Source organism: Brevibacillus sp. FW301-21C12A (assembly GCF_058788915.1).
Genome location: NZ_JBYTBG010000007.1, coordinates 94,477 through 119,744, shown reverse-complemented (window position 1 = coordinate 119,744; position 25,268 = coordinate 94,477). Strand labels below are relative to the sequence as shown.

Annotated in this window: 22 protein-coding genes, 3 pseudogenes, 1 CRISPR repeat array and 1 riboswitch; of the genes and pseudogenes, 17 read left to right on the top strand and 8 right to left on the bottom strand. The window is 51.0% G+C overall.

Going from position 1 to position 25,268, the window contains the following annotated elements:
• Positions 1 to 8 precede the first annotated feature (8 nt).
• Positions 9 to 302, top strand: a complete 294-nt coding sequence (gene cas2, locus AC3WQH_RS07220; protein ID WP_005836160.1) for a CRISPR-associated endonuclease Cas2 — start codon at positions 9 to 11, stop codon at positions 300 to 302.
• A 354-nt stretch (positions 303 to 656) separates the two neighbouring features.
• A CRISPR array of direct repeats spans positions 657 to 2,751; the repeat unit is 36 nt; unit sequence GTTCGAAAGCTTAGTGGAAAGCTTCGTGGTTAGCAC.
• Between the two features lie 134 nt (positions 2,752 to 2,885).
• Here cas2 and AC3WQH_RS07215 read toward each other — a convergent pair.
• Together AC3WQH_RS07215 and AC3WQH_RS07210 are read right to left on the bottom strand one after the other, a co-directional pair.
• The gene (locus AC3WQH_RS07215; protein ID WP_025845625.1) at positions 2,886 to 4,106 is read right to left on the bottom strand and encodes an IS256 family transposase; all 1,221 of its coding nucleotides are present in this window, start codon (positions 4,104 to 4,106) and stop codon (positions 2,886 to 2,888) included.
• Between the two features lie 30 nt (positions 4,107 to 4,136).
• The gene (locus AC3WQH_RS07210; protein WP_492331965.1) at positions 4,137 to 4,667 is read right to left on the bottom strand and encodes a hypothetical protein; all 531 of its coding nucleotides are present in this window, start codon (positions 4,665 to 4,667) and stop codon (positions 4,137 to 4,139) included.
• Between the two features lie 113 nt (positions 4,668 to 4,780).
• On the opposite strand from AC3WQH_RS07210, the gene AC3WQH_RS07205 reads away from it, so the two are divergent.
• A complete protein-coding gene (locus AC3WQH_RS07205; RefSeq protein ID WP_122952423.1) occupies positions 4,781 to 5,089 on the top strand; it encodes a DUF3139 domain-containing protein in 309 nt (102 codons plus the stop codon).
• Between the two features lie 1,005 nt (positions 5,090 to 6,094).
• Here the strand turns inward: AC3WQH_RS07205 and AC3WQH_RS07200 are convergent.
• The 3 genes from AC3WQH_RS07200 to AC3WQH_RS07190 form a co-directional block, all read right to left on the bottom strand.
• Positions 6,095 to 7,696, bottom strand: a complete 1,602-nt coding sequence (locus tag AC3WQH_RS07200) for a sensor domain-containing diguanylate cyclase (protein WP_005835274.1) — start codon at positions 7,694 to 7,696, stop codon at positions 6,095 to 6,097.
• A 219-nt stretch (positions 7,697 to 7,915) separates the two neighbouring features.
• Positions 7,916 to 9,379: a methyl-accepting chemotaxis protein gene (locus AC3WQH_RS07195; RefSeq protein ID WP_007780729.1), complete on the bottom strand. Its 1,464-nt coding sequence runs from the start codon at positions 9,377 to 9,379 to the stop codon at positions 7,916 to 7,918.
• A 1-nt stretch (position 9,380) separates the two neighbouring features.
• Positions 9,381 to 9,929, bottom strand: a complete 549-nt coding sequence (locus AC3WQH_RS07190; protein WP_005835270.1) for a GNAT family N-acetyltransferase — start codon at positions 9,927 to 9,929, stop codon at positions 9,381 to 9,383.
• A gap of 161 nt (positions 9,930 to 10,090) precedes the next feature.
• A riboswitch (cyclic di-GMP riboswitch) is annotated at positions 10,091 to 10,174 on the bottom strand.
• Between the two features lie 283 nt (positions 10,175 to 10,457).
• Between AC3WQH_RS07190 and AC3WQH_RS07185 the strand changes: the two genes are divergently transcribed.
• From AC3WQH_RS07185 to AC3WQH_RS07150, 8 genes are all read left to right on the top strand, one after another.
• Positions 10,458 to 10,640 (top strand): hypothetical protein, encoded by a 183-nt coding sequence (locus tag AC3WQH_RS07185; RefSeq protein ID WP_005835267.1) that lies wholly within the window; start codon positions 10,458 to 10,460, stop codon positions 10,638 to 10,640.
• A 133-nt stretch (positions 10,641 to 10,773) separates the two neighbouring features.
• On the top strand, positions 10,774 to 11,583 hold the full coding sequence (locus AC3WQH_RS07180) for a TrmB family transcriptional regulator (protein WP_005835265.1): 810 nt from the start codon (positions 10,774 to 10,776) through the stop codon (positions 11,581 to 11,583).
• 125 nt (positions 11,584 to 11,708) lie between these two features.
• On the top strand, positions 11,709 to 12,383 hold the full coding sequence (locus AC3WQH_RS07175) for an AzlC family ABC transporter permease (protein ID WP_005835263.1): 675 nt from the start codon (positions 11,709 to 11,711) through the stop codon (positions 12,381 to 12,383).
• Positions 12,374 to 12,706, top strand: coding sequence for an AzlD domain-containing protein (locus AC3WQH_RS07170; protein ID WP_007780718.1), 333 nt, complete (start codon positions 12,374 to 12,376; stop codon positions 12,704 to 12,706). Before AC3WQH_RS07175 ends, AC3WQH_RS07170 begins: the two co-directional genes overlap by 10 nt.
• Positions 12,707 to 12,762: 56 nt before the next feature.
• Entirely contained in the window at positions 12,763 to 13,470 is a 708-nt protein-coding gene (locus tag AC3WQH_RS07165; protein WP_005835259.1) for a DNA alkylation repair protein, read from the top strand.
• 224 nt (positions 13,471 to 13,694) lie between these two features.
• A complete protein-coding gene (locus tag AC3WQH_RS07160) occupies positions 13,695 to 14,471 on the top strand; it encodes an amino acid ABC transporter substrate-binding protein (protein WP_005835257.1) in 777 nt (258 codons plus the stop codon).
• 123 nt (positions 14,472 to 14,594) lie between these two features.
• Positions 14,595 to 15,254, top strand: coding sequence for an amino acid ABC transporter permease (locus tag AC3WQH_RS07155; protein WP_005835255.1), 660 nt, complete (start codon positions 14,595 to 14,597; stop codon positions 15,252 to 15,254).
• 14 nt (positions 15,255 to 15,268) lie between these two features.
• Complete coding sequence (locus AC3WQH_RS07150) at positions 15,269 to 16,015, top strand: amino acid ABC transporter ATP-binding protein (protein ID WP_005835253.1); 747 nt, start codon at positions 15,269 to 15,271, stop codon at positions 16,013 to 16,015.
• A gap of 58 nt (positions 16,016 to 16,073) precedes the next feature.
• Here AC3WQH_RS07150 and AC3WQH_RS07145 read toward each other — a convergent pair whose 3' ends face one another.
• On the bottom strand, positions 16,074 to 16,340 hold the full coding sequence (locus AC3WQH_RS07145; protein WP_005835251.1) for a KTSC domain-containing protein: 267 nt from the start codon (positions 16,338 to 16,340) through the stop codon (positions 16,074 to 16,076).
• A gap of 449 nt (positions 16,341 to 16,789) precedes the next feature.
• Here AC3WQH_RS07145 and AC3WQH_RS07140 point away from each other — a divergent pair, with 449 nt between their 5' ends.
• The 6 genes and pseudogenes from AC3WQH_RS07140 (at position 16,790) to AC3WQH_RS07115 (ending at position 22,308) form a co-directional block, all read left to right on the top strand.
• Positions 16,790 to 17,116 carry a PadR family transcriptional regulator gene (locus tag AC3WQH_RS07140; protein ID WP_007780697.1) on the top strand — a complete coding sequence of 109 codons (327 nt, stop codon included), beginning with the start codon at positions 16,790 to 16,792 and terminating at the stop codon, positions 17,114 to 17,116.
• 4 nt (positions 17,117 to 17,120) lie between these two features.
• Positions 17,121 to 17,870 carry a VanZ family protein gene (locus tag AC3WQH_RS07135; RefSeq protein WP_492331964.1) on the top strand — a complete coding sequence of 250 codons (750 nt, stop codon included), beginning with the start codon at positions 17,121 to 17,123 and terminating at the stop codon, positions 17,868 to 17,870.
• Positions 17,871 to 18,017: 147 nt separating this feature from the next.
• Positions 18,018 to 20,352 (top strand): annotated as a pseudogene (locus tag AC3WQH_RS07130) (glycoside hydrolase).
• Positions 20,304 to 20,441, top strand: a pseudogene (locus AC3WQH_RS07125) (SDR family oxidoreductase); the annotation flags it as partial. The pseudogenes AC3WQH_RS07130 and AC3WQH_RS07125, both read left to right, overlap by 49 nt.
• 157 nt (positions 20,442 to 20,598) lie before the next feature.
• On the top strand, positions 20,599 to 20,847 hold the full coding sequence (locus AC3WQH_RS07120; RefSeq protein WP_005835243.1) for a spore germination protein: 249 nt from the start codon (positions 20,599 to 20,601) through the stop codon (positions 20,845 to 20,847).
• 312 nt (positions 20,848 to 21,159) lie between these two features.
• Positions 21,160 to 22,308 carry an alpha-hydroxy-acid oxidizing protein gene (locus AC3WQH_RS07115; RefSeq protein WP_005835241.1) on the top strand — a complete coding sequence of 383 codons (1,149 nt, stop codon included), beginning with the start codon at positions 21,160 to 21,162 and terminating at the stop codon, positions 22,306 to 22,308.
• Positions 22,309 to 22,623: 315 nt separating this feature from the next.
• Here the strand turns inward: AC3WQH_RS07115 and AC3WQH_RS07110 are convergent.
• Positions 22,624 to 23,502, bottom strand: a pseudogene (locus AC3WQH_RS07110) (DUF7687 domain-containing protein).
• A gap of 5 nt (positions 23,503 to 23,507) precedes the next feature.
• A complete protein-coding gene (locus AC3WQH_RS07105) occupies positions 23,508 to 23,747 on the bottom strand; it encodes a helix-turn-helix domain-containing protein (protein WP_005835235.1) in 240 nt (79 codons plus the stop codon).
• A gap of 181 nt (positions 23,748 to 23,928) precedes the next feature.
• Between AC3WQH_RS07105 and AC3WQH_RS07100 the strand changes: the two genes are divergently transcribed.
• A complete protein-coding gene (locus AC3WQH_RS07100; RefSeq protein ID WP_005835233.1) occupies positions 23,929 to 24,831 on the top strand; it encodes a DNA adenine methylase in 903 nt (300 codons plus the stop codon).
• Positions 24,832 to 25,268 lie beyond the last annotated feature (437 nt).

The window sequence follows — 25,268 nt, the reverse complement described above, 5'->3', positions numbered from 1 at the left end:
AAATGACCATGCGACAATTTGTTCTGGTAAGCTATGATATTGCCGATCAAAAACGTTGGAGAAAAGTATTCAAGCTGATGAAGGGGCAAGGCGAGCACGTCCAGTACTCGGTGTTTCTGTGCCAGCTCACCGAGATTCAGCAAGCCAAGCTAAAGGTAAGCCTGGCGGAGCTGGTTCACCATGGAGAAGACCAGGTCATGTTTGTAAAAATCGGCCCAGTGACGAGAGATCAACTGGACAAGCGGATTTCTACTGTTGGCAGGGAGTTTCTGCCTCGCGATTTGACCAAATTTATCTATTAAGGAATGAAGAAAGCTAGTTGTAACAAAAGTGGAAAAAGAGTAAAATAAAGGTGTCAGTCGCACGCTATAGGCCATAAGTCGACTTACATATCCGTGCGTGTGCATTATGGGCCCATCCACAGGTCTATTCCCACGGATAATCACGACTTTCCACTAAGCTTTCGAATTTTATGATGCGAGCATCCTCTCAGGTCAAAAAAGCCGGGGGATGCTCGAACTCTTTGTGGGCGTAGGCTTTCCAGAGTTTTTTAGGGGAAGAGGCAGCCGATGGATAAGAGGAATGGCGATTGAATTTTGGCTTGCTCGAAAAACGGGTCTGTAAGGCTTGCGGCTGTAGGGGTTGAGTGGGAAGGAGTTCGAAAGCTTAGTGGAAAGCTTCGTGGTTAGCACCTCAACAAATGTTCGCATTTGACCTTATCCGCATCGTAGAAGAGTTCGAAAGCTTAGTGGAAAGCTTCGTGGTTAGCACGCAAGCCTGCGCAGACGATTATCACTTCTGTAGCCGTTCGAAAGCTTAGTGGAAAGCTTCGTGGTTAGCACAACTCGCCAGCGTCAATGTCGGTTCCTGAACTCCCTCCGGGTTCGAAAGCTTAGTGGAAAGCTTCGTGGTTAGCACGCCATAATTCCACCGGCTGAACACCGCCGCAACCCGATTGTTCGAAAGCTTAGTGGAAAGCTTCGTGGTTAGCACTACGCCCTGCCCGTCCATTCGTCAACAACATTTCACGCCGTTCGAAAGCTTAGTGGAAAGCTTCGTGGTTAGCACTTTCCCACGTTTTTCACATCCTTGCGTCACCTTAAATTGTTCGAAAGCTTAGTGGAAAGCTTCGTGGTTAGCACTTTCCCGGTGCGCATCTTGCCCGACTTGCGCAAACTTTGTTCGAAAGCTTAGTGGAAAGCTTCGTGGTTAGCACCGGTACTCTTGCCACTCGTCTACATTTTATTCGTTGTGGTTCGAAAGCTTAGTGGAAAGCTTCGTGGTTAGCACTTTTAAAAAGATCAACTCCTTTACCTCCGAACTTTAAAAGTTCGAAAGCTTAGTGGAAAGCTTCGTGGTTAGCACCTTTGATGGAGGTTAGACGTGTTCCGGGACGACTGGTTCGAAAGCTTAGTGGAAAGCTTCGTGGTTAGCACGGTAAAAACGGAAGGTTGTGCGACATGAAACGGACGTTCGAAAGCTTAGTGGAAAGCTTCGTGGTTAGCACACTACGTGCCCGGACGCGGTGGCTGGCGGATGGAAGTTCGAAAGCTTAGTGGAAAGCTTCGTGGTTAGCACCGAAGACCTCCTTGGGTGTATTGATAGTATATTTTATGTTCGAAAGCTTAGTGGAAAGCTTCGTGGTTAGCACGCGAGATCGCCCGGTCGCCTCGCGCCAAAAACCGCGTTCGAAAGCTTAGTGGAAAGCTTCGTGGTTAGCACTCCAAATGTCACCTTTTACTGGTTCCATTTCTGTAAAGTTCGAAAGCTTAGTGGAAAGCTTCGTGGTTAGCACGACGGTATTACGCCTGATGTGTCCGATAAACCTTTTCCAGTTCGAAAGCTTAGTGGAAAGCTTCGTGGTTAGCACTCCTCTTTCTCGTTAAGGTGATTTTCAGTTTTAATGTTCGAAAGCTTAGTGGAAAGCTTCGTGGTTAGCACGCCCTCTACGGTAAGCCCGACGGCATCCTCCGTTACAGTTCGAAAGCTTAGTGGAAAGCTTCGTGGTTAGCACGATGAGGCGCAGGCGCGGTTTTACGAGCGTCTAAAGGTTCGAAAGCTTAGTGGAAAGCTTCGTGGTTAGCACTGCCATCTTGTAAACACGATGATATTTAGACTGGCTGACGTTCGAAAGCTTAGTGGAAAGCTTCGTGGTTAGCACGAAAGTTGGCGATCACATGCTTACCCTTTTCGAGGGTTCGAAAGCTTAGTGGAAAGCTTCGTGGTTAGCACAGTAGTGGAAACGAAAAGCCTTCTGCTTTTCGTTATGCGTTCGAAAGCTTAGTGGAAAGCTTCGTGGTTAGCACCGTGGACAAATTCTCGTTTTCTGATTTAAGAGACTTAATGTTCGAAAGCTTAGTGGAAAGCTTCGTGGTTAGCACGAGCAAGAATTTGATGAAATTTCTCTTTTGATAATGTATGTTCGAAAGCTTAGTGGAAAGCTTCGTGGTTAGCACTTGTTTTGTATCGGGGTGAATGTACAGCCTGTTGTCTTGTTCGAAAGCTTAGTGGAAAGCTTCGTGGTTAGCACCGTTTGAGTTTTTCTTGCCGGGCGATATCGAAGCGGATGTTCGAAAGCTTAGTGGAAAGCTTCGTGGTTAGCACTGAAAATGATTTTTTCCAAGTACCTGAGCGGCCTTGTTCGAAAGCTTAGTGGAAAGCTTCGTGGTTAGCACCCCGCGCATCCTCCAGGTACTCGTCCGGCAAATACATAAAGTTCGAAAGCTTAGTGGAAAGCTTCGTGGTTAGCACGCTAAAGTCCGTCTAAACTACTGAGATCTTAAATCGGCGCTCAAATAAAAAACCTCGCTAATGCGAGGTTTCAGCTTCTTACTTCTCAACGGGGTCTGTCCAGTATTTTGTGTAAACCCTTTTGGAATAAAAAACTAGCGTAAGTATTGGCCGATCCGATCCGGGAAGAAAACGGAGAGCTGGAGGAGCATTTGCCCCCAGTTCTGCACTCGTCCAGTCCACTTCCTGGTGACGTCCATGGTAGCCAAATAGAGCATTTTGAGCAGGGCTTCATCGGTGGGGAAAATGCTCTTGCCCTTCGTCACCTTCCGGAGTTGCCGATGGTAACTCTCAATCATATTGGTCGTATAGATCAATTTACGAATCTCTGGTGGATACTTGAAAAAAGTAGCTAGCTCGTCCCAGTTGGTACGCCAAGAGCGAACGATGAGGGGATATTTGTTACCCCATGTTTCCTCAAAACGATCCAATTCCAGTAAGGCAGCCTCTTCTGTTGCCGCTTTGTAGATTGGCTTTAAATCCGCCGTCACTTTCTTAAGATCCTTATAAGAAACATAACGGGTCGAGTTGCGGATTTGATGAATGATGCACTTTTGGATCTCTGTATTCGGATAGCAGGCAGAGATGGCCTGAGAGAAGCCCGTTAGGTTATCCACGCAGGTGATGAGAATGTCCTGAACCCCACGGTTCCGTAAGTCGTTCAGTACGCTCAGCCAGAACTTTGAGGATTCATTCTCTCCAATCCACATGCCTAATACGTCCTTGTTGCCGTCCAAATCAATGCCAATGACCATATAAGCCGCTTTGTTCACAATAGCACCGTCTTGCTTGACTTTGTAGTGAATGGCGTCCATAAATACAACCGCATAGATGCTTTGTAGCGGTCGGTTCTGCCATTCTTTGATGAGTGGCACGATCTTATTCGTCACATTGGAGATCATGGTAGGAGAAACGTCAATTCCATACAGATGGTTCAGATGGTCCTGAATATCCCGTGTGCTGACACCTTTGGCATACATGGCGATAATTTGGTCCTCAATGCCGGTAACGGTAGACTGATGCTTTTTCACGATAACGGGCTCAAATTCGCCATTACGGTCACGTGGCACCGCGATCTCCACCTCGCCGTATTCGCTTGTCACCGTCTTCTTTGTCTTCCCGTTACGGCTGTTTGTTGTTTTCTTTCGCTTCACATCGTGCTTTTCATAGCCGAGTTCCGTGTCAAGCTCCGCCTCTAGCATCGACTGCAGCGTTTCTGCAAACAGTTCCTTCAGTGCCGACTGCACATCGTCCATCGTCTTGAGGTTGTTTTCCTTCACAAACGCCTTCACTTGTTCCTTACTAAATCTCGCCATAGGTGTCATCCTCTCAAACCAACCTTTCTTTTATTGTAATAGGTTTTGAGAGTTTACACAGAATATTTTACAGTCCCTCTCAACGTCGATGGTTTCTGTTGATGCAAGGTGATCGGAATCTCGAACATCATTTGGATAAATATGGGTTGCTCTACTGCGATCGGTAAGACCCATGCCGGTAATATCGAGATTATAACCATAGTAAAATGCTTGCCAGATGAACTTAGAACAATAACTAAGCTCAATATTATCCAAGTCCATATTGAAGTAGTATTTCTTTACGTCATCAATATGGTTGATTGCCCATTTAGCAGCTTTAGAAGCTCCACTCCTGGGACGGAGAACTTCGATCTTATCGCCGTCCCTAAATCGAGATACATAGTAATCGATATCTTCAACGAACCAAGGTCCTTTTGGATGAACGTGAATGATATCGTAGTCCGGTCCTACAATTGCCACGTGTCCAACAAAAAAAGTCGAAAAGCTTTTTTTCGAGTACAATACGTCTCCTGGCTTCATATCGGTGTTAGTACCAGGATATTGTGGTTTATCAGATGCCATATAAAATTCCTCCTATAAAGTTGATTAACGATAGTAGGGCGCCCATTATCGCTTTCACTCTTAAGGGAAAAAAAAGCATCATTTTACAACCAATTTTTTGGGGGATAACGAAAATGAACAAAAAAACAATGATTATAGTTTTCCTGGTCTTAATCATGATCTCTGCTCCAGTTATATATGTTCAAGGAACTTTGTTAAGCTTAGAAAATCAAGTACGCCAATATCTCATTACGGAGAAAAATCTCGATGAGCAAACAATAGTTAGTCTAGATGGCGTTTTTGGGAAGCTTCCGGTCTTTAGTGTAGAAGTTATTTTTGCTGATGAACCCGATGTAAGATACTTTTATACTGAAAAAAACGGAAACATAATACCTTTACATCCATCGCCTAAACCCAAAGGATACGAATACAAACATAAGTGAGTCCCGATAATCTACACGTCCGAATCCCCAGATTCGGGCGTTTTTCCCTGTTATGAGCGATTGGCGTTCCACCGATCGTCTCAAAAAGTCCACCCATTATGGACGTCCTACGCTGGTACCGCCTTTGGAGGCGAAAGGGGGATTGTCCCTCGCGAATGAATGCAATTAACTCCATTTTCATTTGTTGGATACTATCTTCTTGCGGTTGTTTGATATACCGCGATAGAAAAATCATATCTGGCTCAAACAAGGTAATAAGCGTTTCTCATGCTTGCTAGCGCGGTCAGTGGAGCGGCGAGCAACTGCTGCCAGCACCAGCGAAAAAATTTGACCTAGCGAAATACGAATCAGGCTAGCGCAGCCCTTGAAGCCGCGAGCAACTGCCGCCAGCATTCTACGAAAAACTGGCCCTAGCGAAAATCCACCAGCTACTGCTGTCCTTGAAGCCTCGAGCAGCTACTGCCAGCATCCAACAAAAAATCGCCCCAGCAAAATTCGCACACTAATCACGCGGCAGCACTTGCAAAGCAGAATCCTCATGGAAACCAACACAAACGATTGATATTGCGGGCAGTACATCAAAGGCGGCATACTAGAAGGCAAAACTGCATTCGCCAACGCCTTCCTCGATCGCTTTGGACGATTCGAATTTGTTGGTTACGAACTTTGTGCAAGGGACGCTATCTGTTTTCGATGCCGAAAAATTAAGCCAAATACGGCAAGTGCCGGTCGGGGAGTGGCCTACCCAAGTGTTTGTTGTGCCAAAATCGAGTGCGAACGAATAAGGAAGCAAGCCCTGATTTTGGCGTGATTTTGCGAAAGGCAGGAGGCTGAGTGTGAAGGCAGGAGGGCAGGAACACATACAGGCGGGAAAGCATAAAGCCACGAACACACGAACTCATGCCCACCCAACCAACAATTAAGCACCTCCCCAACACCCCCCGAAAGAAAGAACGACTGCACCCCCAACAGATGCAGTCGCCCTTTTCTCGCACAAAACTTTATTCAACAACCTTTCTCATTCGCAATTACGACCTTGTTCCTCCCAGACTCTTTCGCCTGGTACAAAGCCTGATCGGCCAGTTCGATGAGCTGTGTAGCGGAATCTCCGTGGAGCGGGCTGCTGACGATGCCGACCGATACGGTGATGGGCTGGCCCGTCGGATTTGTGCTGCTTTCCATCTGCGTTCGGATTTTTTCCGCGACGGACAAGGCTTCTGTGCTGGAAGCGCTGCGGAGCAGGGCGATGAATTCTTCGCCGCCGAAACGGCCGCAAATGTCGCTTTTTCGCACACAGCTTTTCATGATTTCCGCAAACTGCTTCAAGACTTCATCGCCGACCGGATGGCCGAAGGTGTCGTTGACGTGCTTGAAGTGATCGATGTCCAGCAGGAGGATGGAAAAGTTCTTTTTCTCTTTCGTCCACGTTTGCAAAATCTCTTCGACGGAACGGCGGTTCGCAAGCCCTGTGAGCACGTCGGTGGTTGCTTCGTGGGTCAAGCGGTCGGTCTTTTCTTTGATTTTTTTGGCCGCTGTCCGGAATGCTTTGGTCAATAAATCGGCCTCCCGGTTCCAATGGTGCTTGTCCGGGGGCAGCTCGACTCTTTCCGAGCCCATTTTGCTCATCAGATCGGCTAGGTGGACAAAAGGTCTGGCCAGCTTGTGGGCGAGCTGAATCACAATCAGAAGCAGGAACAGAGACGGAGGCAGCAAGTAGAGCAGCATCATTCGCACCTGGCTGTGCAGCTCGTTGTAAACGAGTTCCATCGGCGAAGTGACGATGACTCCCCAGCCGTTTGCCGGAACTTGCGCATACCCGGCCAGCAGGTGATCGCCGTTGATGCTCAACATCTGGTCGTAGCCGTTGTTGCCCGCGAGCAGCTTTCGTACGACGGGATTGGACTGGATGTTCTGGCCGATCTGCTGTTTGTCCGGATGGAACAGCAACTGTCCATTCGAGCCGACAATCGAATAAGACGAGCCGCTCGTATCTATCTCCGGGTTGCCGATAATCATGTTCAAAATGTTGTGATCCTGCAAATAGATCGTTCCCCCGACGAATCCGCGATACTGTCCGTCCTTGTCAAAGATCGGTTCGCTCATAAACAGCAGGAGGCGCTTGTACTTTTTGGAAATGTAGGGCGATGAGATGTAAGGCTTTTTCAATGCCAGTGCGTATTGCGCTTCCCTGGTCGTAAGCTTCTGTCCGACAGTGCCGAGCGATGGCGGGGACACACTGCGAACCGTTCCGGTTTCATCTACGACAGTAAGCGAGTTGAAGTAGTTGCCGCTTTTGCGAAGAATCTCCAGATGTTCGATGGCTTCTTGTTGCGTCCGTGAGGGATGGTCGATTAAAACGGTGGCGGAATAGCGCAGGCTGCTGCGCATGGATAGGAACAGGGAGTCGATCATTTGGCTCATTTTGCTTGCGCTCGAATAGTTAAGAGTGAGAGTCGTATCAATCAGCGACTTCTTTTTCGATTGATACGAGGCTACGAGAAGAATCGTCAGCGTCAACAGAATGGACAAGGAAACAAGACCCGTCAAAAGGGTAGTCAAACCAATCTTTTTCCCCTGGCTCGTTGGAAAACGATGAAAAACAGGCATATGGCTTAGGCCTCTCTTTGCGTTGGATCGATTCACGATGGAAGAGAACTGTAAAAATTCCATGTGTATTATAAGCGATACAGGCGGGACATGCTATGTAGAAAAATGAATTTTATAAAAAAATCTCGCCGATTCCACAATTATCCAGACATGCACGCAAAAAAACCGCCCTCTACAAAAGAGAGGGCAGTTGCATAAAAATCCAGCCAGCTTTGCTGCTTACGTATTCAAACCGCGAATTTGTTGCTCGATCTTTTCGAAGCCACCGGATACTTTGACGATTTCCTCTTTTTGCTCGGAGACGAGCACGAGGACTTCTTCGAGGCTTTCCTTGTTTTTGTCGGTGATGTCTGCGTTGACCTCGACTTTGGCGTTGACTTCCTGAATCATGCTGTGGACGTGGACGATGAACTCTTGCAGATTTTTCGTTTTCTCGGCGAAGTTGTGCATGTAGTTGTCCACGTTCGTAAACATTTCCTGAACCTCCATGATCCCTTCGCTGTTTTTCTCAAACGACAGTTGGGACTCGGAGATCATGTCGGAGACGAGCTTCATTTTTTCGCGAATCGTCATCAACAAGGTAGAGATTGATTCGGAGGACAGCTTGGAAGATTCGGCCAGCTTGCGCACCTCGTCCGCTACGACGGCAAAGCCGCGACCATGCTCGCCTGCACGGGAAGCCTCGATGGTCGCATTGAGCGCCAGCAGGTTGGTCTGTGCCGAAATTTCCGAAATCGTTTGGATGATTTTTTCAATGGATTCCGTTTCTTTGTTCAGCTCTTGGATCAGCTTGTTCGTGCCTTGAATGTCCTTGATAAAGCGCTCGAAGTCGTTGCCGATGTTGCTGATGCGCTTGCCGCTTTCATTGGTCGCTTCTTTGGTCGATTCTACGTATTCGTGCATTTCGGTCACGGAGCGGGTCATGTCCTCTACCTGGAGGTTGGTCGTGCCCATCTCGCGGCGCAACTCGTTGGTGTTGTCGGTCTGGATCGAGAAGGAGCGCATGATCTCCTGAAGGGCAGCCACTGTCTCCACCGCGCGGACGTTGACGCCATCTGTAACCTTGTTCAAATTCTCCTGATATTCCTGGACGGAGTTGAGCGATTCGTTGATCTGGTCCAAAATGCGCTGCAGCGACTCTTTGGAGGCGATCGCTTGCTGCTTTTGCTCCTCGCTTTCCCGCTGCAGCTTGTTGTTGAAAACTGCGTGCATCATGCTTGTCGCCGATACGAAGCAGAAGGCCAGCAAGTAGTACATCAAATGAACAGGATCGGACGTGTAGAAAATCGCTTCGCCGTTCGTCAGGAAATAGTAGGTGACGATCCCCATGGCTGCGATGATGGTCAAGATGTTAATCAGTTTGTCCTGATAAATGCCCATGACCGCGACGAAGAACATGATCGTCATGATGTTGACCAGCCAAGGATCGAGTCCCACGATGACGAACATGAAAATGCCGATGACAGCGAAGTTGAAAAACTTCATGAAGGGAGCCATCTTGTCCCGCCAGGCTGGCCGGTTGGAAAGGTAGGCAAAAGGTGCGAGCACCCCGTACAAAATCCCCAGCACGGTTAAAACGAAGGAGAACGGAACCCCCATGATGAGGTTCACGATCTGGACGATGGTAATGATGCTCGCAAAAACAATGACCACCCAGTTATTTCTTCTTTGTAAGAGTTCCATGTCAGCTAACCTCAACTTTTATTTGTTTGCAAAGCTCTTGATACCAGGCAAATTCGGGCTTGTCCTTGTTCAAATAGGCTTCTTGCAGGTGGAAGACGGTCGGAATGGCATTCGCCCCTTTGTAGAAGACCATCTCTTTCACTTGCGTCGCTCTGACGTTGTATTTACGGTTAATCAACTGAAAAAAAGCCGGATCTGCCAAACCGACTGCATGCGTATATCCGTGTTTTTCTGCATAATCGATCATGAGGGCAACTCCCCATCGTCCCAGCTTTCCGCGGAACTTGGGCAAGACAGCGAAACTGTCCACTTCGACAACTTTCATATCGCTCGTCAAAACATCCTGAAACAAATTTTGCAGATAAGCAGAAGATTTTTCATGTGGTGTAAATTCAAAAGTCCCGCCTGGTTCGTCCTCATCCGACAACAAAAGATAGACGTCGGAACCATCTTTGGCGTATTCCATCTCGAAGCCCATTGAGGTCCAGACACTTTCCTTGATTTGATGGAAAAGTGCCAAAGATTGTGCTGAATCAACCAGTTTGTACATAATACTCCACTCCATTTTTCTCTCTCTTTGTTTTTTCATGTACAAGTCTAGTGTTGATCGATAAAATGGCGCCTCCTTTCTTCCATGTGAGCATAAAAAAGGCCATTCCCCATGCGGAAACAGCCCAAAGTCACCATCATCTTCCTGCTATGCTCATGATGTATGGCAACCCGGCTGTCATGGTCAAAGACTTTAGACCCGTGGTTTTGCGTCGCCACCTTTCGATGACTTTGCCTTTGTCATTCATTTGCGAAAAATGTATAGAAGTGTCGAATTATGCAAAATATAATCCAAGAGAAACAAACTTGTCAAGTTTTGGTAGGGTAAAGTAACCGATTGTTCATAAATAGTCGGCTCCAAATTGGTAGTTTGGACAGAGAAAGATGCGAGGAAAAACAGAGAAAAGATAGGAACATAGTCAGGTTGTGCCGGGACTTTTGCCAATGGCCGACTCAGCTACTCGCGCCTGATGCGTAACAAAAATTTACCATCCGTCCGATAACTAGAAAGAACAGGAGGGATGCGAAAATGAGTCAGGCCAAAACGATTGAGTTTCACTTTTCCGGTGGCGAGCTGGTTAAGATCGAGACAACCGAGCCGGAAGAAATCATCCAAATGGTCGCCAACCAAAAGGATGGGTGGCTGCAATACGATGACATCGTGATTAATGTAAGAAACGTTTCTTACATTAAAGTGCGCGATCTCGCTTAGGCTGCTTGCTTGCCAAAAAGGCCCTCGTTCACGGAGGGTTTTTTTTATTTTCGCTTGTGCCGGGAAAAGCACATTGACAAAGGAACGAACCTGAACCTATAGTGAGTATAAAACTAACTACTAAGAGGTCGGGATGGAAGACATATACAAGGAATTGCAAAAGCTCGGATTTTCCCAGTACGAGTGCAAGGCTTACATCAGTCTGCTCAAGCACTCTCCGATCACCGGATACGAAATCAGCAAACGCTCTGGCGTGCCGCGCTCCATGATTTACGAAGTCGTGGGCAAGCTCGTTGACAAAGGGGCTGTTTACACCGTGCCTTCCGAGCCTGTCACGTATGCGCCGCTGCCAGCAAGAGAGCTGGTCCGCAGGCTGCGCGGGCAGTTCGAAGCGTCCTTCGACTATTTGGAAAAAAACTTGTCGGCCTTAGAGTCCGAGCAAGAGATCGACGTCATTCGGCGAATTAGCGGTGACGAGCTGGTGCTCATGGAAATGAGGCAAATGATCGAGCAGGCTGGCGAGGAAGTGTGGCTGTCGATCTGGGAGCCTCAGGTGCCTTTTATCCAGGAGGCGGTGGACAGACGAACCGAAGAAGGGATTTCCGTCTTTACCGTTTTGTTTGGACAGCAAGAGACGCGCGTAGGGACGACGTATCACCATGACTATATGGCGCCTGATGTGGCCGAGGAACGGATGGGCGGGCATCTTACAATCGTCGCGCGTGATCTGGAGGAAGTGCTGATCGCCAACTTCACGCCAAATACGGCTGCCTGGGCGGTCAAGACGAAGGATCCGGCGCTCGTTCTGGTCGCTGTCGAGTACATTCGCCACGATATTATGTTTGCGGAAGTGACAAAGGTGCTCGGCCCGGATAAGGTCGAAGCGCTCTGGCGCAGCAAGCCGGACTTGTACCAGGTGGTCACCGGGAAGAGATTCAAGTAAGCGGAGCGAAGCAGGAGGCAAGCGCGCAAGCCGGAGTGAAATAAAGAGAGAGTGAGGGAGAAGCAGTGGGGCGAGAACAACTGCAAGTAGAAGCATTGTCGAACGCGGGTGAGCAGGGAAGCTTCATGCAGGGGGTCAAGGATTGCATTCCAACCTTGCTCGGGTATTTGAGCATCGGGTTTGCGGCAGGTGTGCTGGAAAAGACCGCTGGGCTGAGCATCATGGAAATTGCCTTGATGAGCATTTTGCTGTACGCAGGCTCGGCGCAGTTTATTGCTGCGGGCATGATTGCCGCAGGAAGCTCGGCGATGGGAATTATCATTACGATTTTGTTTGTGAATTTGCGGCATATTTTGCTAAGCGCGGCTCTGTCGCCCTACTTCCGCCATCTGACGGCGTTTCGGAACATGCTCGTCGGTTCGCTTCTGACAGACGAGACGTTCGGGGTTGCGATCAACGAGGCGGCGAAGCGCAAGCAGATCGACGAAAAATGGATGCACGGTTTGAATGTGACGGCTTACCTGAACTGGATTGCGGCCAATTTGGCGGGAGCCTATTTCGGACAGTGGATCGCCAATCCCGAGCAGTTGGGCCTTGATTTCGCTCTGCCGGCGATGTTTATCGGCTTGCTGGTGCTGGCGATGATGAGCCGCAAGCAAATCCGGCTCGATATCGTCGTCGCCATCAGCGCAGTCGTCATTGCTGTAGGCGTGTCTGTCTTGTATCCGGGCAACCTTGGCGTCATCGTAGCTACGCTGTGCGCATCGACAATCGGGATGGTGATCGAAAGATGGAAGTGAGATGGGATATCTTCCTCATTATTGTAGGCAGTGCGCTGGTCACGTTTTTGCCGCGGGTGCTGCCCTTGATGGTGCTGTCGCGCATGGAGCTTCCCGCGTGGGGCGTCCGCTGGCTGCATTACGTGCCGATCGCGGTCATGGCTGCACTGGTCGGGCAGGAGCTGTTTTTGCAGGAGGGAAAGTTGTCGCTACTAGCCAATGTCGAACTATTGGCGGCGATTCCGACGTTTCTGGTTGCGATCGTGACCCGCAGCCTGCTGGGCACGGTTGTCGTCGGGATGGTTTCGATCATGATCTTGCGCTACCTTTTCCCGCTCTTGTAGCAGGGAGAAAGCAGCCGGGAAATGGGTAAACTAGGAAAAAAGGGAGGCGGACGCGAATGACCGTGGAAGAAGTCATGCAACAGTTGGAAGCGTTGGGCACGGAGCAGACGAAGAAGACGTTCATGCGCCATGGCGCCAGGGAGCCGTTTTTTGGCGTGCGAATCGGCGACATGAAAAAGCTGGTGAAGGCAGTCAAGCGCGATCAAAAGCTGGTGCAAGCGTTGTACGAGACGGGCAATCACGACGCGATGTATTTGGCGGGCCTGGCGATCGACCCGCAGACGGTGACGAAGGAACAACTGCAAAGCTGGGTCAGGCAGGCGTACTGGTACATGCTGGCCGAGTACACGGTTGCGGGTGTTGCCGCCGAAAGCTCGTTCGCCCTGGAGCTGGCACGGGAGTGGATCGAAGCGGAGGAGGAGATGATTGCAGCTTGCGGCTGGAGCACGTACGCCAACTACTTGTCGATCACGCCTGACGAGCAGCTCGACCTGGCGGAAATCAGCGCCTTGCTTGCGCGGGTGAAGCAGACGATCCATCAGGAAAGAAACCGGGTACGCTATGTCATGAACCAGTTTGTCATCGCGGTTGGCGCGTCTGTCACGGAACTGCATGCGGAAGCGGTGCAGACAGCGGAAGCGATCGGAAAAGTCCAGGTGGATGTAGGCCAGACGGCGTGCAAGGTCCCGTTGGCGACGGAGTCTATCAAAAAAATCGAAGAGCGCGGCAAGATCGGCCAAAAAAGAAAGACGTGCATCTGCTGATCGGCTGCAGGACGAAAGCGCCTGCAAGCCCGTCTCGCGCGCGAACAGGCAAAACGCTGGGGAATCCGGCGTTTTTTGTTTAGGAATGCTTTTCCTGTGCGCTTTTCTTTGCTAAAGTCTCGACTCTTTTTGGATGATGTGCTATCATGATACCTTGTTAACGTATTACCACTTTATCAGAGTAAAAACAAATAGAGACTAGCCGAACTAGGGGGAGAATCACGATGAAAAAATTTGCTTTGCTGTCACTGCTTTTCGGAGCTGTCTTTTCACTGGTAGTGGGCTGCTCCAGCGAGAAAACAGGCGCTGACGCCAATAAACTGATTATCGGAATCGACGACAAATTTGCGCCAATGGGCTTCCGCGATGAGAAAAACGAGCTGGTCGGCTTCGATATCGACTACGCTCGCGCCGCTGGCGAAAAGATGGGCAAGCAGGTCGAGTTTCAGCCTATCGACTGGGGTTCCAAAGAATCTGAATTGAACAGCGGCCGGATTGATCTGATCTGGAACGGATACACGATTACGGATGAGCGCAAACAAAAAGTGCTGTTCACGAAACCGTACTTGAAAAACGCGCAGGTCGTCGTGACGCTGGCCAATTCCGATATGACGAAGCTCGCGGATTTGTCTGGCAAAGTTGTCGGGCTGCAAAAGCTGTCCTCTGCCGCTGACGCTCTGAATGCAAGCGAGCTGAAAAACCAGGTGAAGACGATCACGGAGTTCCCGGACAACGTACTGGCTTTGAGCGACCTGAAAATCGGCCGCGTCGATGCCGTGGTCATCGACCAGGTCGTGGCGGATTACTACATGACCAAAGATCAGGGAACGTTCAAATTGTTGGACGAATCGTTGTCTCCTGAAGAGTACGGCGTAGGGGTGAAAAAAGGCAACGAAGCGCTGCTGAACGAGCTGCAAAAGGCGCTCGACGCGCTCAATCAAGATGGAACCGCCGCGAAAATCTCGGAAAAATGGTTTGGCGAGGATCGCGTATTGAAATAATGAAAGAAACGATGGCTTCGCCAGGAAGATGGGCGAAGCCACGCTTATGTCACGACGAAAAAACAAGGTCAGGCTCCTGCCAGGAAAGCCAAAGCCTGCCTAATCCACATAGGAGCATGAAATATGAGCGCAGACTACATCCTTTCGATTACAAAACCGATGCTGGAAGGAGCGCAGATGACGATCCTGCTGTTTTTGATCGCCATCGTGCTCTCGATCCCGTTGGGCTTTCTCATTACGTTAATGGCAAAAAGCAGCGTAAAGCCGCTGGCGTGGCTGGCACACACGTACGTGTACGTGATGCGCGGGACACCGCTGCTTTTGCAACTGCTGTTTATTTGCTTCGGGCTGCCGCTATTGCCCGGTATTGGCGAATATTTGGTGATGGATCGCTTTGTCGCTGCCTGCGTAGGCTTTGTGTTGAACTACGCGGCCTACTTTGCGGAAATTTTCCGGGGCGGGCTGTTGTCCATCGACAAAGGCCAGTACGAGGCGGCACAAGTGCTCGGCTTTAGCAAATGGCAGACGACGACCAAAATCATTTTGCCGCAAATGTTTCGCGTAGCGCTGCCCGCCGTGTCGAACGAATCGATCACGCTTGTGAAGGATACGGCGCTGCTCTATGCGGTCGCAGTGCCTGAGCTGTTGCATTACGCGCAAACGGCTGTGAACCGGGACTTTACGATCGTTCCCTTTTTTATCGCGGGCGTCATCTATTTGCTGATGACCCTCTTGTTGACTCTGTTCTTTAAATGGCTGGAAAAAAGATTTAAATTCGAATAAAGGACTGGCGTGAAATGGCGATCATTCAAGTAAGCAATCTGAAAAAATCGTTTGGCGAGCTGGAAGTTTTGAAAGATGTCTCGTTTGAGATTCAAAAGAACGATGTGGTCGCAGTGATTGGCCCGTCCGGTTCGGGAAAAAGCACGATGCTGCGCAGCCTGGTCTATCTGGAGCAGGTAAATGGCGGGAGCATCCGTGTCGCGGATGACTTTCTGGTGAAAGACGGCGTCTACAGCTCCAGCCAGCAGATCAAGCGGATCACGGGGAAGATGGGGATGGTGTTCCAGCACTTCAACTTGTTTCCGCATCTGACCGTGCGCGAAAATCTGGAGATTGCGCCGCAGGTGGTCAAGGGGGAGCCGGAAAACGTCATTCGCGCGCGAAGCGGGGAGTTGCTGGAGAAGGTCGGGCTATCAGACAAGGCAAACGTCTATCCCGCCAAGCTGTCAGGCGGCCAAAAGCAGCGCGTGGCGATTGCCAGAGCGCTCATGATGAACCCGGACATTTTGCTGTTCGACGAACCGACGTCTGCGCTCGATCCCGAACTGACGGGCGAAGTGCTCCAGGTCATCAAACAGCTTGCCTCCGAGCATATGACGATGATGGTGGTCACGCATGAGATGGGCTTTGCAAGAGAAGTAGCGAGCCGGATTATGTTTATGGATAATGGAGAATTTGTCGAGTCGGGAACGCCGGAAGAGCTGTTTACGAATGCGCAGCACGAGCGGACGCGCGCCTTTTTGCAGCGGGCGTTGAAATAACAAAGCAGCCCTCTGGAGGCTCCCGGAGGGCTGTTGCGTGCCCGGCCCACGGCTTGAATTACATGACCTGGTAGTGCAAATAGCGTTGGCTAATAAACGAGTGAAAATGCTCACTGAACGAATCGGCATTCAGGAAGGCGTTGTAGGCATAAGGGGAGACTTTGCAGTAGACAAATTCGCGGCCGTCGTGAAACTGGATGTAAAGGTGTTGCGACTCCAAGTCGTAGCGGGTGGCTTTGATGAGGTCGGAATCCAGTTGCTTGTACTTGGGCTCTTCTTCGGTCTTGTTTTTACGAGGAAACCATTGGCGAAAAAAAGATTTCACTTCGCGCCATACTCCTTTTTGTCTATTTCTCCGAGGCTTTTATTTTACTCAAAAACTTGTATTCGGAATATAAAAATAACGCACCGATGACAAAATGAGCCAAGAGAACCGTATGTAGAGCATAGTGTGGAAGGGTAGCAAGCATGTGTATTCCTCCTGTTTGAGAGAATGAAGTCACAAAATGAAAGGCGACTCGCGTGTGCTGCTCGGGACATCTTCCTTCTGCCCGGTTCTTCGGACCTGTATTCTAGTTGTGGAGCAAGGAGGAATTTTCTGAACCATCCTGTCGATCTATGGAAGTGCTTGTCGAAAATAGTCTATATTACCTATTTTATTTTTGCCAATAGTAATTTAGGATCAATAAATGTTGTCGTTTTTCTTTTTCAACTACCTTGTAACACGATGTATAATGTGCTACTCTCTACTCAGGCTTGGAAGGAGTTGTTACTGTGAACAAGGAGTTGCTGAAAGGGAGCATTGATCTTCTGCTGCTCTCGCTGATTGCGCAAAAGGATCAATACGGCTATGAGCTGGCGAAAAAGATCCGCGAGAAAAGCGAGGAAGTCTATGAAATCGGGGAAGGGACGCTGTACCCGGCTTTGAAGCGGCTGGAGAACCAGAAGGCCGTGGAATCGTACTGGGGCGAGTCGAAGGAAGGCGGTCGCCGCAAGTATTACCGCATCACCAGGGAGGGGCAAAAGCTTTTGGCAGACAAGATGAAAGACTGGCAGAGTCTGACGCGGCTGGTTGCGCTCTGCAACGAGGGAAGTGAGTAGGACCGTGAAACTGGAAGAATACGTCAATCAAGTCGTCAATGGTTTGCCCTGCTCCAGGCGGGAAAAGCAGGACGTGAAGGACGAGTTGCTCGATCATGTGACGAGCATGAAGCAAGAGTTGATGGAGGAGGGCTATGCGGAGCAGGAATCGGCTGCGCTCGCTATCCAGCGCTTTGGCCCTGTGGCTGAGCTGAAAAGCCAGCTTGCTGCGTCCATGCCGCTCATCGACAAGTACGTGCGCAAATGGGTGCTGGCTTTGTTCGGCCTCTATGTAGCGGCTTGCAGCTATTTGCTGCTGCTCTCGCCGGACAGGTGGCACCGCAGACGGTTCACGCTCGAATGGAAGGAGCGGATGCTGCGGCACGGCGCCCCGGAGTACACGTATATTTTTCAAAATACGAAGCCGATGCGCACGCTATTCGACTACGTGTTCCACTACGAGCATTACAGCGCCTATACGATCGCGTACAACCTGCTTGGCAACATCGCGCTGTTCATGCCGCTCGGGCTGCTGCTGCCGTTGTTGTTTGCGTCGTTCCGAAATAGGCACCGCGTGTTTTTCACGGCGTTGTTCGCCAGTCTGGCGATTGAGTTTTTGCAGTTTTGGCTTGCTTTGGGCAGCTTCGATGTCGACGACCTGCTGCTCAACGTGCTGGGCGGCCTGTGTGGATACGGACTGTTCCGGGCGGGCGCGGCATTTGTGTACAGGCAGCGGAGCAGAGAAGCGGACAAGCCGTTTTCCACGCTTTCATGAGCAGAAAAAGGGGATGGCGGTCGAGCCTTTGCTGCCTGCGAGCGCAAGAAGATCGCGGGAGAAGAGGTTGCTGCTTTTCTCTACGCTTCTTACGGTCATAAACATCGTAATACGAGGTATATAGTCATTCGATTGTGGAGGGAAATTATGAAAAGAATCGTTCTCGCTTTGCTGCTGCTTGTCATGAGCGGCTGCGACAGTGCGGCGCAAAACCAGCCGCAAACCAATCAACCGCTAATCGAAACCGGGCAGCAGCTCGCGGCGCCAAAGCAAGCGCTGCCCTTCTCCTTCGAGGTGAAGCCGGAGACGTTCGAGCTGTTTGTGGAGAGCGGCGGCAGCCGGGAGCGTGCGTCAGAGCCGCTGCCGGCGCGACGCGTCGAGCAGTTGCAAAAAAGCGAACAGGAAGTGAGCTGGAGCTATCCGGACGACAAGCTGCAGGTGCGGATCAGGCAAGCGGCCGATCACTTGCAAATCACCCTGACCTCGACGGGGACAGAGAGCTTTTCCTGGCCGCTTGTGAAGGCTCCTGCTTACATGCTGCCGCTCGGCGAAGGCAAATGGATTCCGGCAGGCGACAAAGTCTGGCAGTCGTTTTTGCGGGAGGAGAGCCTGACCTTTAGCGAATCGTTTTCCATGCGTTTTTTTGCGCTGAACCATGAGAAGTACGCGATCTTTTACATGGTGGACAACATGTTCAACAACACGCTCGATTTTGCCGTGGACCCGGAGATTTCGCTGCGATTCACGCATGAGTTTCCGACGATCAACCATGACAAGTCGTACAGCTTCCGGCTGTATGTCACGCAAAACGATCCGGTCCAGATCGCCGGACTGTACAAACACGTCATCCAGCAGCAGGGCGAGTTCGCTACTCTGGCGCAAAAGGCGGCGGCAAACCCGAACGTGGAAAAGCTGTACGGCGCACCGCACTTTTATTTGTGGAACAAAACGTTTTTGAGCGAGGACGATGTGCAGTGGGACGCGCTTAAAAAAGCAGCTTGGCGACGGCTTTACGGACTGGCTCGTGCAGCTTTTGGCTGGCAACAAGGAGGACGGGCAGGAGGCCATCGCGCAACTGCGGGAAATCCAGCAGCAGGATTACATCGCGCCGTACCAGCGCAAGGCGATAGTGGACGGCCTCAACTACGCGCTGCGCTCCCGCGACTTTTACCATCCGCAGTTGTTCGCCCGCGTCGACGATCCAAAAGCGAAAGCGCTGATCCAAAAAGGCGTGAAGCAGCTTAACGAAGTCGAGTTGTACGAGTTGAACAAGCGGCTGCTGAAAAGCGTCTTGCAGGATGCCGTCCCCGCTGTCGAGCAATGGGCAGACAGTGATTCCACACGGTTGCTGGAAAAAATGAAGGCAGCGGGCATCGCTCGTGCCTGGATCGGCTTGCCGGACTGGACAGCCGCTTACATGAAGCCTGCGTTCATCCAGCAGGCAAACGATGCGGGCTATCTGATTGCGACGTACGATTCTTACCACTCGATCCACAAGGAAGAAAACCCGGACTGGAACACGGCTATTTTCGCGGACAAAAGCTTGTATGAAAACGCGACGATAGAAAAGAAAAACGGGGAGAAAAAAGGCGGCTTCCTGCAGCGGGGCAGGCTGTTGAACCCGACCTTGTCGCTGCCGAGCGTCAAACAGCGGATGAACGAGATCATGGGCAACGGCGTGGCCTTCAATTCCTGGTTCATTGACGTGGACGCGGCGGGGGAGTTCCACGACGACTACTCCCCGGAACATCCAACGACACAGGCAGAGGATATGCAGGCAAAGTTGGCGCGGATGGACTACATTCGCGACGAGTGGCACATGGTTATCGGCTCGGAGACGGGCAACGATTTCGCCAGCAGAAGCATCGCCTACGCGCACGGTATCGAAACGCCTGTCATCCGCTGGGCTGACCCGGACATGCGCGAGAACAAAGCAAGCCCGTACTACGTGGGCGGTTACTGGGCCCCGGCAGGAGACATTCCCGAGCGCTACGCCAAGCAGGTGCCGATCAAGGACGAGTATCGGCACGTCTACATCGACCCCGCGTACTCGCTGCCGTTGTTCAAGCTGGTGTACAACGATTCGGTCATCACCAGCCACCATTGGGAGTGGGACAGCCTGAAGATCAAAAGCGAGGTCGGCACACGCATGCTCTATGAGCTGCTCTACAACGTGCCGCCGCTCTACCATCTGAACAGTCGGGTCTGGGAGGCACACCACGAAAACATCAGGCAGCATCTGCAAGTCTGGGCGCCGTTCCATCAAAAAGCGGTGCAGCGCCCGCTGACCGATTTTGCCGTGCTGACCGCAGACAGGCTGGTGCAAAAGGCAGCGTACGGGGATGACCTGCAAGTCGTCGTCAACTTTTCCGAGCATGATTTCCGCTACGAAAACAAGCTGGTAAAGGCAAAATCGGCGCTCATCCTCGACGGCTCCGCTCGCTGCATCCGATGGGACGCCTCGGCAAGCCGGAGGAAGTAGCCAAGGCGGTTCTGTTCCTCGCCAGCGACGATGCGTCGTTTGTGACAGGGACAAGCCTGCTGGTGGACGGCGGCTACACCGCGCAATAAAGCGCACGGAAAAGCAGAAGAGAAGTCTCCTGCGCGGCGTCTGCCATACGGGAGGCTTTTTTGTGGCACCGACCTATCAACCATCGTCTAATCAGGCGCGTTTTGCCGTACATACTGTATAAGTAGTCCACGGCGAACGCGGGAAGGAGGGAGCGGGTTGGCGACATTTGTAGGAAACGTGCAAATTACGAACAACTCGGGTACCATCAATTTCGGTGATACGGCCAACAACTCTCCGAAAAGCGTGAGCAAAACGTTTTCCGGCTCCGGCGGCGAAAACAGCGGCAATGTCGTGAATGTCATCAACGGGCACAGCGAGACGAACACATATGGCAGCGGGGGAGCCGTGAGCGGGCTTTGCTGCAGCAAACGGTCCAGGCGGGCGAAAAGGCGAAAGCGGAAGTAACGTTTTGGCAGATAGCTTACTGAAGCAGCGCGGACAAGCCCAGGCTGGCAGCGCGGAGAAGTGTCGCCTGATCGCCTGTTGGACAGGCTTGTGGGGTTGTTCGTTTTTGCTCTGGAATTGACAGAGGGCAAGCTGAACGTATATGATTTTTTGTATTAATTTTCGAATAATTGCGTGACTACAGGCGGAGCCGCCAAAAACAGTGATTCGCACAGGAGAACGGTCCTGGCAAAGCAGGACGGGCCTTGGGCACAGCGGGCAAGCCAAAATGCGCCTGACGGCTTGGAGCACAGATAGAAAGGGAGAGGAAAGATGACGAAAGCACAGGAAGAAACTTTGCTCTTTACGCGCGTGAGCAAAAGTACGCAGGCACTGCCCGTTTCGATTGAAGATTGGGAGAAACAGGCGAGAGAAATCCTTCCGGACGGTCCGTTTGACTATATTGCCGGAGGCTCGGGAGCCGAAGAAACGCTTGCCGAAAACAGGAGGGCTTTTTCCCGCTGGGCAATCGTGCCGCGGATGATGCGCGATGTCACGAATCGCACCTCCGCGATTACGATGTTCGGCCGAAAGCTGAGCGCGCCGATCTTTTTGGCTCCTGTCGGCATGCAGTCCATCGCGCATCGTGACGCAGAGCTGGCGACGGCCAGAGCGGCGGCTGCTGCGGGTGTGCCGTTTGTCGCCAGCACGGTTTCCTCTACGAGCCTGGAGCAAATCGCCGAAGCGATGGGAGCGGCGGAGCGCTGGTTCCAGCTTTACTGGTCCAACGATCGCGAAGTAAGCGCGAGCATGGTCAAGCGCGCGGAAGCGGCTGGGTACTCCGCAATTGTGCTCACGGTAGATACCGTCATGCTCGGCTGGAAGCGCCGCGATTTCCGCAACGGCTATTCGCCGCTGCGTGAAGGCAGAGGGCTTGCCAACTACATCACGGACCCTGTCTTTTGCTCGCGGCTGGCCGAGGTGACGCCGGAGAATGCGGTCGAGGAAGTGTTGAAAAACATTTATCATCCGGCGCTGAACTGGAGCGATATCGGCTTTTTGCGCGAGCATACCCGCTTGCCGATCCTCGTCAAAGGTCTCTTGCACCCGGATGATGCGAGACTCGCCCTGGAGCACGGCGTGGATGGCATTATCGTTTCCAATCACGGCGGACGGCAGATGGATGGAGCGATTTCTACCCTTGACGCGCTGCCTGCGATTGCGGAGGTAGTAGCGGGAAGCATTCCTGTCCTGCTCGACAGCGGCGTGCGCACCGGCGCGGATGTCGTCAAGGCAATCGCCTTGGGAGCCAATGCGGTGCTGATCGGACGCCCGTTTTTGTACGGACTGGCAGTAGCGGGAGAACAGGGCGTGTCCAGCGTCCTCGATACGCTGCTCCACGAATTTGACGTCGCGATGGCTCTGTCCGGCAGCCGCTCGGTCGAGGATCTGAACCGCAGCATCCTGGTGCGCTTGCCGTAGACGGTTTGCCAGCGGGAAACGCCCCTTTGGACTGGGCGCTGTCAGGAAGACCGAAGAGAAAAAGCACACAAGCAACCTGAGTTCGGTAATCATACTGGCTCAGGTTGTTTTAGGTTCGCTGTAAAAACGCGCGTGATGGATACGTGCTGCTTTCTTTTGCTGCACGTTTCGTTCGTTCGCGGCTGTTTTTTTGCACGCAGCATCAGTTGCTCTGCGGATTTTCCGCTAAAAAACCCCTCTCGGAAGACAGAAGCAGGTGCCGACTTTGGCTGTCTACCAGAAGGGGGATGCGATTATGGCGCGGGCGTTTTCTGTTTACCGTCCCTGTACGGCTACTTCGTGTGCGGCCAGCAGCTCGTGCAACACTTTCGGCCAGCGCTCCAACACTTCCTTGCCGAAGATGACTTCGTCCACGTGACCGACGTGCAGCATGTCGACGATCCGGCAAAGATAAGATTTTCCCATGTTCCACCACGTATTGAAATCATCAATGAAATAAATGTGCTGGATGTTCTTTTGCGTTTCTTTCGAGATGGTATTGATCTCAAAGCCGTCCAACTGTGTTTCATACACCCCGTCTGCGATTCTGCTGCCGAACGTGGTGGTGTAGTAGTATTCTTTGACTTCTCAGATCGCGAGCGGATTTTCCGTACCGGGGTAGGCTCCGTCAAAACGTCTGGACATGATCCCTTGCAGCCTGCCTGCTTCGTCTGTAATATAGGACAAGCTTAGCGGGTTATCGTCAAACTTGACGTCGCGTCCGTACTGCAATCCGTTCTGCTTAGCATATGTGCGAAGAGTGTGTTCAGTCAAAATGTTGACGATGCCTGTAAAATAGGCGTAGTCTTTCTTTTCGCCTTTTTGCTTGTTAAACGGCAGCGCACAAGTATAGCCGTTCTTTTCATAAAGTTCTGCCTGCAGCTTGTAAAACACAGCTCGGGCCGTATGGACATCCATGAACAAGCGCTTGATGATTCCGTTCAGCAAATCTGCGCGATAGTCGAGGTACGCTTTTACTTCGCCGAGCATTTGCGGGTCAATGATAATCCCCAGCTCCTGCAGCTTGTAGACCATTTCTGTCTGCGAGTACTTTTTAATTTCGCCGTCCTTGGAGTAGTTGAGCTTTTCCGATATGAGCTTTGTGTACGCCCAAAAAGCAGAGCTGCGATTTAGAAACTGCGGATTCGGTCTCACGGTGGCTATTCCCCCTTTTCAATCAATAGAAATACGGAAGAGACATGGGTGCGTAAAGCGTTTGCCAGTTTTACGATGTTTTCCAATGACACATTTCTTTCTCCGCGTTCGACTTCGCTGATGTAGGTGCGATGCAGTCCGGTACGTCCCGCCAGCTCTTCTTGCGTCATTTTTTGTTCCATGCGCAGCTTTCTGATCGCTGCCCCAAATTGTTGCTTGATCTCTGTATGCTTCATCGGCTTCATCTGGTATCAACCACTTTGTATCGGTTTCTTTCTTTTTCCATTTGAAACAAAAGTACTATCATGTAGACTATTGGTCTACAGACTATAAGTGACATCATGGTTACTTTTTTCTCTCCATTCATGCTAAAATGGGGCATGGTTGTCAGTCGGAAAATCTAGAAGTTGTGTGAGGTTCTTCATGATGAGTCGATACGTACAAGACAAGCTGGAACGGCAAAAGCTGGCGGACGTCCCGCAATTGCTGAAATGGATCGGGAATAAACACCGTTTTGCGGAAGAGATCGTTTCCTACATGCCCGAAGAAATTCACACGTATGTAGAGCCGTTTTTGGGGAGCGGCGCCGTATTGGGAAAGCTGGCGGCAGAAAACCGGAACAGCTTGTTTCCCCGTTACAAGCAGGCCATCGGCGGCGATATTCTTCCTTTTCTGATCGGCATTTTTGAGTATGTGAAAAACGATCCGGACACATTGGTCCGCCATTACGAGGCTTGTATAAAAGATTACAACGACAACAGAGAACAAAAATATTTGGAAATCAGGGAAAGATTCAATCAAACGTTCAATGCGCTCGATTTTGCGGTTTTGACCAGAACGTGCTATTCCGGTGTCGTGCGCTTCCGAAAAAGCGATGGCTATATGAGCACACCGATTGGGCCGCACAAGCCGATTCCGCCCGAGGCGTTTGCCAAACGGGTAGAAATTTGGCATCAACTGGTGAAGGAAGTAACGTTTATGCATAAAGATTTCCGAGAAGTGATGGGACTGGCTGGCGAAGGCGACCTGGTTTACTGTGACCCGCCATACACGCACAGCCAAAGCATCCTGTACGGTTCGCAGACGTTCAGGATCGAAGACTTGTGGGATGCGATATACGCCTGCAAGCAAAGAGGCGCAAAAGTAATGCTCTCGATCAACGGCAAGAAAAAATCGAAAGCCGAAGACATCGGCGTGCAGCCGCCAGCCGGCTTGTTTGCGAGGAGCATATTGGTAAACTGCGGCATTTCCATGATAAACCGTCTGCAGAGAGCGGGCGAAGAAATGGTCAACGAAGATGTGCACGACAAACTGTTTCTCACCTGGTAAAAGAACCTGAAACGGGTTCTTTTTTTTTTGCGCCTTTGGTCCCTGTTTTCCCCGGAGTGTCAAGCCTCCCGCCAGCGAGCGCGAAGTTTGCAAAAATGTCGCTTCTAACACATGCGTGCTTATTGATCTTTAGCCGATACATGGTAAAATGAAGCAAACTTGTCGTCATCATATCGCGATCCTTGGCATGAGGGTCATTTTTTTTGAACGCTCTTTTCGCAAAGCTTGTCGTTTTGCGAAAAGTCCGTGAGTAGCGACGCTGCTGCGAAGCATATCAGGGCGAGCATTTACGCAACGCGTCTCCCTACCAAAGAACTACTTTTTCTTTCCAGCACTTTGGCAAAGGCTTTGCTGCAACGCGCTTTACGACAGACAAGTGCTTTTACGAAAATTATCGGCGCCGTGCCTGCCGCATGAGCGCAAACGGGTGATAGATG